At 64.2% G+C, this 13,637-nt stretch carries 7 protein-coding genes; 3 read left to right on the top strand and 4 right to left on the bottom strand.

The genetic code is table 11. The features are described from left to right. Nucleotides 1-115: 115 nt before the first annotated feature. Nucleotides 116-1,117: a KpsF/GutQ family sugar-phosphate isomerase gene (locus MesoLj_RS10885; protein WP_140771842.1), complete on the bottom strand. Its 1,002-nt coding sequence runs from the start codon at nt 1,115-1,117 to the stop codon at nt 116-118. Nucleotides 1,118-1,312: 195 nt separating this feature from the next. Here MesoLj_RS10885 and MesoLj_RS10880 point away from each other — a divergent pair, with 195 nt between their 5' ends. Then, nucleotides 1,313-3,094: an outer membrane beta-barrel protein gene (locus MesoLj_RS10880; RefSeq protein ID WP_202325985.1), complete on the top strand. Its 1,782-nt coding sequence runs from the start codon at nt 1,313-1,315 to the stop codon at nt 3,092-3,094. A 156-nt stretch (nt 3,095-3,250) separates the two neighbouring features. Here MesoLj_RS10880 and galU read toward each other — a convergent pair whose 3' ends face one another. Next, nucleotides 3,251-4,156 carry a UTP--glucose-1-phosphate uridylyltransferase GalU gene (gene galU, locus MesoLj_RS10875; RefSeq protein ID WP_027030893.1) on the bottom strand — a complete coding sequence of 302 codons (906 nt, stop codon included), beginning with the start codon at nt 4,154-4,156 and terminating at the stop codon, nt 3,251-3,253. 211 nt (nt 4,157-4,367) lie between these two features. On the opposite strand from galU, the gene MesoLj_RS10870 reads away from it, so the two are divergent. Further along, nucleotides 4,368-5,591, top strand: coding sequence for a lytic murein transglycosylase (locus MesoLj_RS10870; protein ID WP_140771846.1), 1,224 nt, complete (start codon nt 4,368-4,370; stop codon nt 5,589-5,591). A gap of 124 nt (nt 5,592-5,715) precedes the next feature. Beyond that, the gene (locus tag MesoLj_RS10865; protein WP_202325984.1) at nt 5,716-6,951 is read left to right on the top strand and encodes an SGNH/GDSL hydrolase family protein; all 1,236 of its coding nucleotides are present in this window, start codon (nt 5,716-5,718) and stop codon (nt 6,949-6,951) included. A 154-nt stretch (nt 6,952-7,105) separates the two neighbouring features. On the opposite strand, the gene MesoLj_RS10860 is transcribed toward MesoLj_RS10865, so the two are convergent. Further along, nucleotides 7,106-8,560 (bottom strand): glutamate synthase subunit beta, encoded by a 1,455-nt coding sequence (locus MesoLj_RS10860; RefSeq protein WP_202325983.1) that lies wholly within the window; start codon nt 8,558-8,560, stop codon nt 7,106-7,108. 143 nt (nt 8,561-8,703) lie between these two features. Further along, nucleotides 8,704-13,434, bottom strand: a complete 4,731-nt coding sequence (gene gltB / locus MesoLj_RS10855; RefSeq protein ID WP_202325982.1) for a glutamate synthase large subunit — start codon at nt 13,432-13,434, stop codon at nt 8,704-8,706. Nucleotides 13,435-13,637: the final 203 nt, after the last annotated feature.

The raw sequence follows: 13,637 nt of genomic DNA, 5'->3' as shown, positions 1-13,637 counted from the left end.
GAGTCGAAAATGGCTGATACCGAGAACCGGAGCGGAGCGTACTTTTCGTACGTGAGCACCGGAAGCGCAGGTATCAGCCATTTGCAGACCGGCCTCACCTGAATATCAGCACATCTTAGGCGGCGCCGATGCGCAGGAGGTCGTGGAAATGCACCACGCCGAGCGGCATGTTGTTTTTGGTCACCACCAGCGCGCCGATATTGTGCTCGTTGAGCAGCGCGATCGCGGTGCCCGCAAGCGTCTGCGGGTCAACGGTCTTCGGGGTGCGGGTCATCACCTCGTCGACGATGACGTCGGCCAGGTTGCGGTGCAGGTTGCGCGCCACGTCGCCGTCGGTGATGATCCCGGCCAATTCGCCATTGGTGTCGACGATCAGGACGCAGCCGACCTTCTTCTGCGACAGCGTCATCACCGCTTCCGGCATCTTGGTGCCGAGCGCGGCCAGCGGTATCTGGTCGCCGACCCGCATGATCTCGGAGACCATGGTCAGGTTGGCGCCGAGCTGGCCGCCGGGATGGAAGGTGCGGAAATGGTCCGGCGTGAAGCCGCGCGCCTCGAGCAGCGCGATCGCCAGCGCGTCGCCGACGACCAGTTGCAGCAGCGTCGACGTCGTCGGCGCCAAGCCGTGCGGGCAGGCCTCCGGGGTGCGCGGCAAAAGCAGCACGACGTCGGCGGCGCGCGCCAGCGCCGATGTCTCTCCAGATGTGACGGCGATGAGCGGAATGGAGAAGCGCCTGGAATAGGCGACGATGCCCATCATCTCCTTGCTCTCGCCCGACCAGGAGATGGCGATGATGGCGTCGTCCCTGGCGATCATGCCGAGATCGCCATGGTTGGCCTCGACGGGATGGACGAAGAAGGCCGGTGTGCCGGTCGAGGCCAGCGTGGCCGCGATCTTCGAGCCGATATGACCGCTTTTGCCGACGCCGGTGACGATCAGCCGGCCTTCGATGTTCGAGATCATGTCGACAGCCTGCGCGAAAGGCGCGGCCAGTCCATTCTCGAGCGCTTCGGCAAGGGCGGCGATCCCCGCCTGCTCGGTCGCCACCGTTCTCAGGGCCGAATCAATCGACGCTTGCCGGTCCAGGGGCTTCTTATCGAGAGGTCTCGCATGCATGGATGATGCGATTAGCGCTTTGCCGTCCGCCTGTCCAACGGAAATGGCACTGATGCCCCCGGGCGGGACCTCCCGCGCGCCGCGCGATCCCCGCTTTAACCGGCCGAACGGCAACCGCCTCAACCCTCCGTTAACCATCACCATTTACGGTTCGGTAAGTATGGCGCGCATAGCGCCGCGCAAGCAGTGGTGGCGATGTCCGGGGCCCAGCCAGAAAAATCAAGAGGACGACAGGGCAAGGCGGTATGCGCCTTGTTGCTGGCGACCAGCATCTTTGCGCTGACGCGTCCGGGCCTGCTTCATGCCCAGGAAACGGAGCTGCGCGGCGAGGTTTCGGAATCGGCGATCCTGTCCGACCAGCAACGCAAGGCAAGGCAACTCGCCCTTGCCGCCCAGGGCCAGCAGGCGCCGGCCGCGCAGGACGATACGCCGCCACGCACCTATTTGCCGGCCAGCGCCGGCGCTGTCCCCGACGACACCGACACGAACGCCGCCACCGGCAGCATTTTCGATCCACCGCAGGCGACCGACGACCCCTCGACCGACACTCCGACGCCATCCAAGCCTCGCCGTCGTCCATCGACCGCCAGGCAGACTGCCGCGGATCAGGACCAGACCAGGACGGACGCCACAACGACCGGCAAATCGAAAAAGAAAAAGAACACGACAGCCGCGACCAGGGACACTAACGCCGCCGCGACAGACGATGCCGACAACGCCGCGACCGATCAGGAAACGGCCAACCGCCGCGCCCTGACCGTGGACAGCGCCGACAGGCAGAAACTCGACCCCGGTGCCGAGCGCACCGCCGCCATCGAAGGCCAGAACAAGAAAGCCGAGGACGATCCATTCGCCGCCACCGGCGTCAAATGGGGATCCTTCGTCATCCGGCCGTCGATCGAACAGGGTCTGACCGCGACCACGAACGGTGATTCGAGCAGTGCCGGCACATCGGCACTGCTGTCGGAAACGGCATTGCGCTTTTCCGCCATCTCCGACTGGCGCGAGAACTCCGCCACCATCGACGGCTATGGCCTGTTCCGCGAGACCGTGTCGGGCTACCCGGTCCACGACGCGCAGGGTCGCATTGAAGGCCAGCTCAATGTCGATCTCGACAATGAACTGCGCGCCATCGCCAAGCTCGGCTACGAAGCCGTGCCGGAAACGGCGTCATCGCCCAACGCCATTGCCGGCGTCAGTACCCAGCCGCTGCGCCAGACGATCGACGGCAGCCTCGGTGTCGAAAAGGCCGCCGGCAAGATGCAGTACACGTTGACCGGCGCGGTCTCGCACGACTTCTATGGCGACGCGGAGCTTTCGGACGGCACCTCGCTGTCGCAGAAGGATCAGGACAACACGCTCTATACGGCGACCTTGCGCACCGGCTACGAAATCTCTCCGGCCCTCACCCCGTTCACCGAGATCGAGGTCGGCCGCCGGGTCTACGATCAGCGCATCGACAATGAAGGCTTCGAGCGCTCCTCGACGCGGCTCGGCGCGCGCGCCGGCCTGCAACTCGACATGGGTGAGAAGCTGTCGGGTGAATTCTCCGCCGGCTGGCTGAGGGAAGCGATCGATGACAAGAGCCTGGAAGCGATTTCGGGCGCCACCGTCAACGCCGACCTCAAATGGTCGCCGCAGCGCGGAACCACGATCGGCCTGACCGGCAAGACCACCGTCGAAACCACGACCACCGCGGGCGAAAGCGGCGATATCCTCTATTCCGGCCGCCTGACGGGGGAACGGCTGATCCGTGCCAACCTCACCGCAAATGCGGCTCTGGGGCTCGACTGGCGAGACTATATCGGCATCGATGGCCATGACAGGATATTGAGCGCCGAGGCCGGACTGACCTGGTGGCTGAACCGCTATGCCGGTCTCACCAGCCGGGTGAGAACGGAGAAGCTGACCAGCAACCTGCCCGGCCGCGACTACACCGCCAACAGCATCTACCTTGGCCTCAAAGTGCAGCGCTGAACGCATTCGCGCCAAGGGTATGTCGAGATTCAGGTCAGGCCGAGCCGAGAATGGTGGTGTTCGAGAACCGGAGCGGAGCGTACTTTTCGTACGTGAGCACCGGAAGCGCAGAACGCCGCCATTCGCAGGCCGGCCTCACCTGAATATCGGCGTACCCTAAAACGCGGCCCCACGCCGCTCCGACGGCTTCATCTCGTCGAGCAGCGTGCGGATGACACCGGCCATGTTCTCGTTCATGTCGCTGCGCCACAGCGCGAAGGCGACATTGGCCTCGACAAAACCTTCCGGCGAACCGCAGTCGAAGGTGCGGCCCTGATAGTGGTAACCGTAGAAGGCCTGCTGCTTCTCCAGCTTCAGCATCGCGTCGGTGAGCTGGATCTCGTTGCCGGCGCCCTTTTCCTGGCCTTCCAGGATCTTGAAGATCTCGGGCTGCAGGATGTAGCGGCCGTTGATGTAAAGGTTGGAGGGTGCTGTGCCGGTTTTCGGCTTCTCCACCATCTCGGTGATGCGGAAGCCGTGATGCGTATCCTCGCCACGGCCGACGATGCCGTATTTGTGGGCCTCCGCCGGGTCGCATTCCTGCACGGCGATGATGTTGTTGCCGGTTTCCTCGTAGAGTTCGACCATCGACTTCATGCAGCTCTTTTCCGACTGCATGATCATGTCGGGCAACAAAAGCGCGAACGGCTCGTCGCCGACCAGCTCGCGCGCGCACCAGACGGCATGGCCGAGCCCCATCGGCACCTGCTGGCGGGTGAAGCTGGTCTGCCCCGGCGCCGGCTGCAGCCGCTGCAGGCGGGCCAGTTGCTCGTCCTTGCCGCGCTGCGCCAGTGTGTCATAGAGCTCGAACTGGATATCGAAATGGTCCTCGATGACCGCCTTGTTGCGGCCGGTCACGAAGATGAAATGCTCGATGCCCGCTTCCCGCGCCTCATCCACCACATATTGGATGACTGGCCGGTCGACGACGGTCAGCATCTCCTTGGGAACGGCCTTGGTGGCCGGGAGGAACCGCGTGCCGAGACCGGCGACCGGGAAAACTGCCTTGCGAACTCTCTTCATGCTTTCAATTATCCGTTTGCAGGCCGGCTCCGCAATCCCCGCCTGGCGACATTTTCACGCCGGAATTGAAGATTACTGGAGCGGGTGAGGGAAACTTCCACCGGTTAAAGCATCGAGGTGTCTTTTCGTTCCAGGCGACGCCTATGGTAAACTAATTCCTAACCCGGTTCGGCGATGAATGGTCTTTCCTGAGACAGAGAAGGAGGAAAACATGTCCGTTCGCAATGCCGCAAAACGTTTGACCAGCGTCATGACGGCAGCCAGCCTCTCGCTCGCCCTGCTGATGCCCACCGGTCCGGCTTTCGCTGACGCCGGTTTCCGGCAATGGGTCGCCGGCTTCCGCGCCACTGCTGTCGCGGGCGGCGTTTCCGGCGCGGTCTACGACCAGGCTTTCCGGGACATCAAGGAGCCCGATCCGGTGGTGCTGGAAAAGGCGCGCACCCAGCCCGAATTCACCGCGCCCGCCTGGGATTATTTCGACAACCGCGTCCACGACCAGTCCGTCGCCGTCGGACAGCAGATGGCGAAAAAGTGGAAGCCGTGGCTGGACAGGATCGAGGCGAGGTTCGGCGTCGACCGTTACATCCTGCTCGCCATCTGGTCGATGGAATCGAACTATGGCGAGATACTCAAGCGCGACGACATCATGCGCAACGTCATTCGTTCGCTGGCGACTTTGGGGTATGGCGACCCGAAGCGGTCCAAATATGCCCGCACCCAGTTGGTCGCGGCCCTGAAGATCCTACAGACCGGCGACATCGACGAAAGCCACCTGATGGGCTCCTGGGCTGGCGCCATGGGCCAGACCCAGTTCATCCCCACCAGCTACCAGCATTATGCCGTCGACATGGACGGCAACGGCAAGCGCGACATCTGGAATTCCATCCCCGATGCGCTGGCGACGTCAGCCAATCTGTTGAAGAAGAATGGCTGGCAGGCCGGCAAGACCTGGGGCTACGAAGTCGCCATACCGGCCGGCAAACTGCCGGGCGGCTCGAAGACGCTGGCGCAATGGCAAGCGCTCGGCGTCGTCAGGGCCAGCGGCAAGCCGTTCAAGAACCTCACCGACAAGGCGACGCTGAAGGTGCCGGACGGCCGTGGCGGCCCGGCTTTCCTGATGATCAGGAATTTCTCGGTCATCAAGGCCTACAACAACGCCGACAAATATGCCCTTGCCGTTGGTCTTCTCGCCGACGAGATCGCCGGTGGCAACGGCCTTGTCCAGGACTGGAAGCGGCCCTTCACCAAGCTCTCCTTCGAGGAAAGGCAGGAGTTGCAGAAGCGGCTTTCGCAGCACGGGCTTTACGACGGCAAGTTCGACGGCAAGATCGGCGACGGGTCGAAAACCGCCATCATGGCCTATCAGGCAAAGGTCGGCTTGACCCAGGACGGCTATCCGAGCATGGAAGTGCTCAAATGGCTCAGGCAAAAATAGAGCCAGCGACGCCGCCGCGCGCATTTTTGGCGCACGCATCCGGCGCCATGGCACTTTGAACTTGCGCCCGGCCGCAAAACCGGCTCCGGTTTGCGGGATCGGGCGCAAGGGGATGGAGGAGTGATTGGTTTCGGCCGCGCGTATCGCGATCCTTGTTCGTCGCACGCCGATCCTTTTTCTGGCGATCGTCCTGCTGGCGGTCGGCGCCGCCGCTGCCTTCCATGCGCCGGCCATGGCACAGGAACAGCCGCAGCAAAACCGTGGCTGGTCGTTGCGCGATCTGCTTTTCCCGCGCCGCAGCGAGCGCGTCGAGCCACCGCTCGATATCGAAAAGGCAAAACCAAAACCCAAGCCCAAGAAACCGCGGGCCCCGCGCCCGCCGGCGGAGCCTGAAACCCCAGTGGTCGAAAAGGCGCCGGACGCCCGCACCGTGCTGGTGGTCGGCGACTTCATGGCGTCCGGCCTTGCCGAAGGCCTGGACACCGCCTTCGCCGACAATCCCGGCGTCAGGATCGTCGTGCGCAGCAATGGCTCGTCTGGCTTCGTGCGCGATGACTTCTACAACTGGCCCGAACAGATCAAATCGCTGATCGAGACCGAGAAGCCGGCCGCGGTGGTCGTCATGCTGGGCTCCAACGATCGCCAGCAGATGAAGGTGGGGGACGTGCGCGAGCAACCCCGGTCCGAGAACTGGACCAAGGAATATGAGCGCCGGACCGATGCACTCGGCAAGGCTATCGCCACCGCCAAGGTGCCCTTCCTGTGGGTCGGCATGCCGGCCTTCCGGGTGCCGAAGATGACCTCCGACATGTTGGCCTTCAACGACATCTATCACCAGGCCGCTGAAAGCCATGGCGGCGAATTCGTCGATGTCTGGGACGGGTTCGTCGATGAGAACGGCGCCTTCGTCACCACCGGCCCCGACATGAACGGCCAGCCTGTTCGGCTGCGCGCCGATGACGGCATCAACGTCTCCAAGGCCGGCAAGCGCAAGCTCGCCTTCTACACCGAAAAGCCGCTGATGAAGATCCTGGGCCTGGCCGCGCCCGGCAGCATAGCCCCGGCGACGGCACCGGCGGGTGCGCCCGTCGAGGCTCCGGCGCCGGCCGCGGCACCCATCGTAATCGACCGCACCGCACCCATGCTGCTCAGCGACCCAGCACTCGACGGCGGCACCGAACTGCTCGGCGCCGCGCCCCCGGCAAAAGCCAATCCGGCTCTTCCCGGGGAACGACTGGTGATCGAGGGCAAGGCTTCCGAGGCGTCGCCTGGACGCGCCGACGATTTTTCCTGGCCGCCCAAGGCCGAGCCGCCGGCGACGGCCGCCGCGGCCGACACGACGACGGCGATCACCCCTTAGTAGCGGAGCCTCCGAGACCGTTTCGAAACTCGCTCCTGCGAGTCATATGATGGTGTTTTCGAGAACCGGAGCGGAGCGTACATTTAAGTACGTGAGCACCGGAAGCACAGAAAACGCCCTCAGATGGCCGCAGGAGTAGAGTTTCCAAACGATCTCAGCGCGGCAATACGGTCGACCCCATGAGCGCCTCGTCGATCGAGCGCGCCGCCTGGCGGCCCTCGCGGATCGCCCAGACGACAAGGGACTGGCCACGGCGGACATCGCCCGCCGCATAGAGCCGGTCGACGCTGGTCCGGTAGTCGCGGTCATTGGCCTCGACATTCCGGGAGCGGCGGCTGTCGGTGGTGATTTTCATCTCACCCTCCAGCTCCTTCGCCACGCCGGCCATCGCCGGGCCGGCAAAACCGATGGCGATGAAGGCGAGATCGGCGCGGATGACGAATTCGGTGCCTGCGATCGGCTTGCGCTTCTCGTCGACCTCGCAGCATTTGACGCCGGTCAACTGGCCGTCTTCGCCGATGAATTCGAGTGTCGCCACCTGGAACTCGCGCTCCGCACCCTCGGCCTGCGAGGACGAGGTGCGCATCTTGGTCGCCCAATAGGGCCAGACCGCGAGCTTGTCTTCCTTCTCCGGCGGCTGCGGGCGGATGTCGAGCTGGGTGACCCGCACCGCGCCCTGGCGGAAGGCGGTGCCGACGCAGTCGGACGCCGTATCGCCGCCACCGACGACGACGACATGCTGTCCGCCGGCGATGATCGGATGCGACGGCCAGGCCACCGACTGGATCGGCTCGCCGCCGACGCGGCGGTTCTGCTGCACCAGATAAGGCATGGCGTCATGCACGCCGCCGAGATCGTCTCCCGGAATATTGGCCGCGCGCGGCGTTTCCGAGCCGCCGCAATAGAGCACGGCATCATGTTCGGCGAGCAGTTCGGCGACAGGCTTGTCGACGCCGACATTGACGCCGCAATGGAAGGTCACGCCCTCGCCCTGCATCTGTTCGATGCGCCGGTCGATATAGTGCTTCTCGATCTTGAAGTCGGGAATGCCGTAGCGCATCAGCCCGCCCGGGCGGCTTTCGCGCTCGTAGACATGGACGTCATGGCCGGCGCGGCCGAGCTGCTGCGCAGCCGCCATGCCGGCCGGGCCGGAGCCGATGATGGCAACCCGCTTGCCGGTCTTCTTCTCCGGCGGATAGGGCCTGATATGGCCAGTCTCATAGGCCTTGTCGGCGATAGCCTGTTCCACCGTCTTGATGGCGACCGGAATGTCCTCAAGGTTCAGCGTGCAGGCTTCCTCGCAGGGCGCGGGACAGATGCGGCCGGTGAATTCCGGGAAATTGTTGGTCGAATGCAGGTTGCGGATCGCGTTGTCCCAGTCCCGGTTGTAGACGAGGTCGTTCCAGTCCGGGATCTGGTTATGGATGGGGCAGCCTGTCGGCCCGTGGCAGAACGGAATGCCGCAATCCATGCAGCGCGCGGCCTGTTTCTCGACCTCCTTGTCCGACATCGGCAGCGTGAATTCGCGGAAATGCCGGATGCGGTCGGAGGCCGGCTGGTACTTGTGCACCTGCCGGTCGATTTCGAGAAAGCCTGTTACCTTGCCCATAGTCCAGTTCCTGCTGTCCAGATGGTGCGGTTCTCGCCGCACCCGTTAACCTCTTGAGGCAGCCATGGCAACCTTGCCCCGGAGGTCAAACTGTCGATGAAGGTGGGCCGGGAAGCCTGGGCTCCCCGGCAGTTCTCATAGGTCTATTCGGCCGCGACGCCCATGCGCATGCGCTCCATCTCGATCAGCGCGCGGCGATATTCGACCGGCATGATCTTGCGGAATTTCGGCCGGAACGTCGTCCAGTCGTCGAGGATCTCGCGGCCGCGCACCGAACCCGTGTAGTGCACGTGGTTCGAGATCAGCTGGTAGAGCCGCTCCTCGTCATGGCTGGTCATGTCGCCCGTGACGTCGACACGGCCCTTGTGGTCGAGGTCGCCGCCATGGTGCAGCAGCTTTTCCATCAAATCGTCTTCTTCCGGCACTGGCTCAAGCTCGACCATCGCCATGTTGCAGCGCTCGGCGAAATCACCCGCCTCGTCCAGCACATAGGCGACACCGCCCGACATGCCGGCGGCGAAGTTGCGGCCGGTCTTGCCGATGACGACGACGACACCGCCGGTCATGTATTCGCAGCCATGGTCGCCGACGCCTTCGACGACGGCAGCGACGCCCGAATTGCGCACCGCGAAACGCTCGCCGGCGACACCGGCGAAATAGGCTTCGCCCTCGGTAGCGCCATAGAGCACCGTATTGCCCACGATGATGGAGTCGGCAGCGACGATCCTGGCCTCTTCCGGTGGCCGGATGACAAGGCGTCCGCCCGACAGGCCCTTGCCGACATAGTCGTTGCCGGCGCCGACGAGTTCGAACGAGACGCCGCGCGCCAGGAAGGCGCCGAAGGACTGGCCGGCGGTGCCGGTCAGCTTGACCTGGATGGTGTCCTCGCGCAGGCCCTTGTGCTTGAAGCGCTTGGCGACTTCGCCCGACAGCATGGCGCCCGTCGAACGGTCGACATTGCGGATGTCGACCTCGATCTTGACCGGCTGCTTGGCCTCCAGCGCGGGCCTGGCCAGTTCGATCAGCTTGCGGTCGAGCACGTCGTCGATCGGATGCTTCTGGCGTTCGGTCCAGTGCGCCGCTTCATGCGGCACATCGGGCTTGTAGAACATCTTGGAGAAGTCGAGGCCCTGCGCCTTCCAGTGCTGGATCACGTCGCGCTTCTCCAGAAGGTCGGCGTCGCCGATGATCTGGTCGATATGGGTGAAGCCCATTTCGGCCAGCAGCGCCCTCACCTCTTCCGCCACGTAGAAGAAGAAGTTGATGACATGTTCGGGCGTGCCCTTGAAGCGCTTGCGCAGCACCGGGTCCTGGGTGGCGACGCCAACCGGACAGGTGTTGAGGTGGCACTTGCGCATCATGATGCAGCCGGCCGCGATCAGCGGTGCGGTCGAGAAGCCGAACTCGTCGGCGCCGAGCAGCGCGCCGATGATGACGTCGCGCCCGGTGCGCAAGCCGCCATCGACCTGCAGCGCGACTCTGCTGCGCAGACCGTTGAGCACCAGCGTCTGGTGCGTTTCGGCCAGGCCCATTTCCCACGGGGAGCCGGCATGCTTGAGCGAGGTCAGCGGCGAGGCACCCGTGCCGCCATCATAGCCCGAGATGGTGATGTGGTCGGCGCGCGCCTTGGCGACACCCGCCGCGACCGTGCCGACACCGACTTCCGAGACCAGCTTGACCGATACATCGGCCGCCGGATTGACGTTCTTCAGATCGTAGATCAGCTGCGCCAGATCCTCGATCGAATAGATGTCGTGATGCGGCGGCGGCGAGATCAGGCCGACGCCCGGCGTCGAGTGCCGGACCTTGGCAATGGTCGCGTCGACCTTGTGGCCGGGCAACTGGCCGCCCTCGCCAGGCTTGGCGCCCTGCGCGACCTTGATCTGCATGACATCGGAATTGACGAGGTATTCTGCCGTCACGCCGAAGCGGCCCGAGGCGACCTGCTTGATCGCCGAGCGTTCCGGGTTCTTGCCGCCGCCAGGCAGCGGCAGATAGCGATCGGCCTCTTCGCCGCCCTCGCCGGTGTTCGACTTGCCACCGATCTGGTTCATGGCGCGCGCCAGCGTGGTGTGCGCCTCACGCGAGATCGAACCGAACGACATCGCCCCGGTCGAGAAGCGCTTGACGATGTCGGCCGCCGGCATGACGTCGTCGAGCGCGACCTTCTTGCGCCCGGTCTCGTCCGCCAGCCTGATCTTGAACAGGCCACGGATGGTCTGCGCGCGGGCCGTCTCGCTGTCGATCTGCGCGGAATAGTCCTTGAACGTCTCCCACGAGCCCTGGCGCACGGCGTGCTGCAAGGTGGCGACCGCGTCGGGCGACCACATATGCGCCTCGCCGCGCATGCGGAAGAGGTACTCGCCACCGACATCCAGGCTGCTGCGCAACACCGGATCGCTGCCGAAACCATCGGTATGGCGGCTGACCGTCTCGCCCGCGACCTCATCCAGCCCGACGCCTTCGATCAGCGTCGCGGTGCCGGTGAAATACTGCTGCACGAAATCGGTCTTGAGCCCGATGGCGTCGAAGATCTGCGCGCCGCAATAGGACTGGTAGGTCGAGATGCCCATCTTGGACATCACCTTGAGGATGCCCTTGCCGATCGACTTGATGTAGCGCGACACGACCTCGTAGGCATCTACCTCTTCCGGCAGCTCGCCGCGCTTGTGCATGTCGAGCAGCGTGTCGAAGGCAAGGTAAGGGTTGATCGCTTCGGCGCCGTAGCCGGCGAGACAGCAGAAATGATGCACTTCGCGCGGCTCGCCGGATTCCACGACCAGGCCGACGGAGGTGCGCAGCCCCTTGCGGATCAAGTGATGATGCACAGCGGCCGTCGCCAGCAGGGCGGGAATCGCGATCCGATCCGGCCCGACCTGGCGGTCGGACAGGATGATGATGTTGTAGCCGCCGGCAACCGCCGCCTCCGCGCGTTCGCAGAGCCGGTCGATGGCGCCCTGCATGCCGGCGGAGCCTTCGTTCGAACCATAGGTGATGTCGATCGTCTTGGTGTCGAAACGGTCCTCGGTGTGGCCGATGGAGCGGATCTTTTCGAGATCGCCATTGGTCAGGATCGGCTGGCGCACTTCGAGCCGCTTGCGGCGCGAACTACCCACAAGATCGAAAATGTTCGGCCGCGGCCCGATGAAGGACACCAGGCTCATCACCAGCTCCTCGCGGATCGGATCGATGGGCGGATTGGTGACCTGGGCGAAGTTCTGCTTGAAATAGGTGTAGAGCAGCTTCGACTTGTCCGACATCGCCGAGATCGGCGTGTCGGTGCCCATCGAGCCGACGGCTTCCTGGCCGGTGGTCGCCATCGGCGACATCAACAGCTTGGTGTCTTCCTGGGTGTAGCCGAATGCCTGCTGGCGATCGAGCAGGCTCACGTCCTTGCGCAGCGCGCGCGGTTCGACCGGCTTGAGATCTTCCAGGATGAGCTGCGTGTTGGCGAGCCAGGTCTTGTAGGGATGCTTGGTGGCGATCTCCGACTTGATCTCCTCGTCAGGCACGATGCGGCCCTTGGCAAGGTCGATCAAGAGCATGCGGCCGGGCTGCAGCCGCCACTTCTGGACGATCTTCTCCTCCGGCACCGGCAGCACGCCGGCCTCCGAAGCCATGATGACGCGGTCATCATCGGTGACGATGTAGCGTGCCGGGCGCAGGCCGTTGCGGTCGAGCGTGGCGCCGATCTGGCGGCCATCGGTGAAGGCAACCGCGGCCGGCCCATCCCACGGCTCCATCAGCGCGGCATGGTATTCGTAGAAAGCCTTGCGGTCGGCATCCATGAGCTTGTTGCCGGCCCAGGCTTCCGGGATCAGCATCATCATGGCGTGGCTGAGGCTGTAGCCGCCCTGGAACAGGAACTCGAGCGCATTGTCGAAACACGCCGTGTCGGACTGGCCGTCATAGGAGATCGGCCACAGCTTCGAGATGTTGTTGCCGAACAGTTCGGAATCGACGGACGCCTGGCGCGCAGCCATCCAGTTGTTGTTGCCGCGCACCGTGTTGATCTCGCCATTGTGCGCGACCATGCGGTAGGGGTGCGCCAGCTTCCACGACGGGAAGGTGTTGGTCGAGAAACGCTGGTGCACCAGGATCAGCGCCGTCTCGAACCGAGGGTCCTTGAGATCCTTGTAATAGGCGCCGACCTGATAGGCCAGGAACATGCCCTTGTAGACGATGGTGCGCGCCGACAGCGACACGCAATAGGCGCCGATATCCTTGTTGTCGTTCTCGGCATAGATGCGGCCCGAAATAACCTTGCGCAGCAGATAGAGCCGGGCCTCATATTCCTCATCATCGGGAATGTCCGCCGTGCGGCCGATGAACACCTGGCGGTGGAACGGCTCGGACGCCACGATGTCGGGCGCCTTCGACAGTGACGAATTGTCGACGGGCACGTCGCGGAAACCGAGCAGAGGCAGCCCCTCGGACTGCGCCGATTCGGCGATGATGTCCTCGATATGGGCGCGCAGCGCCGCGTCCTGCGGCATGAACCAGTGCCCGACGCCATACTGGCCAGCCGGCGGCAGTTCGATGCCGTTGGCGGCCATTTCCTCGCGGAAGAACTGGTCGGGAAGCTGCACCAGCACACCCGCGCCGTCGCCGACCAGCGGGTCGGCGCCGACGGCGCCGCGGTGCGTCAGGTTTTCGAGCACGGCAAGGCCGTCCTTGACGATCTGATGCGACTTCACGCCCTTCATGTTGACGATGAAGCCGACGCCGCAGGCGTCATGCTCGTTGCGCGGATCGTAGAGGCCCTGAGAGGCAAAACCGGTTCGGCCAATGTCGGTTCGAGGTGTATTTTTGACGGCAGCCGCTTTCGTCTGCGCGGCCTGGCCGTTCGTCGCAGAGAGCGTCATGTCCGTCATTGTCCTGTCCTCCATTCCAGCCCTTCAGGCGCTGGCCATTCTTCGGTCGCTAATTTGCCTCGGCAAGCGCTTGGCTCACCCTGATCCTTGCGGCACGTCTTGCGAAATCCTTGCCGAACCAGGCGGCTTTCCGCATGGTTCGCATCTGGTATCGTACAGGCCAGCGTCTGGCCGTCCACCTGTCGCTCGCGGCAACAGCCGGA

It is taken from the genome of Mesorhizobium sp. 113-3-9, assembly GCF_016756515.1.
GTDB lineage: Bacteria > Pseudomonadota > Alphaproteobacteria > Rhizobiales > Rhizobiaceae > Mesorhizobium.
The sequence above is the reverse complement of the archived record's forward strand: the minus strand, read 5'-3'. Positions and strand labels throughout refer to the sequence as shown.

Bases quoted from the DNA above. Each gene is read 5' to 3' on its own strand.
- galU (WP_027030893.1), bottom strand. From the start codon at position 4,156: ATGAAGAGAGTTCGCAAGGCAGTTTTCCCGGTCGCCGGTCTCGGCACG.
- MesoLj_RS10880 (WP_202325985.1), top strand. From the start codon at position 1,313: ATGTCCGGGGCCCAGCCAGAAAAATCAAGAGGACGACAGGGCAAGGCG.
- gltB (WP_202325982.1), bottom strand. From the start codon at position 13,434: ATGACGGACATGACGCTCTCTGCGACGAACGGCCAGGCCGCGCAGACG.
- MesoLj_RS10860 (WP_202325983.1), bottom strand. From the start codon at position 8,560: ATGGGCAAGGTAACAGGCTTTCTCGAAATCGACCGGCAGGTGCACAAG.
- MesoLj_RS10885 (WP_140771842.1), bottom strand. From the start codon at position 1,117: ATGCATGCGAGACCTCTCGATAAGAAGCCCCTGGACCGGCAAGCGTCG.
- MesoLj_RS10870 (WP_140771846.1), top strand. From the start codon at position 4,368: ATGTCCGTTCGCAATGCCGCAAAACGTTTGACCAGCGTCATGACGGCA.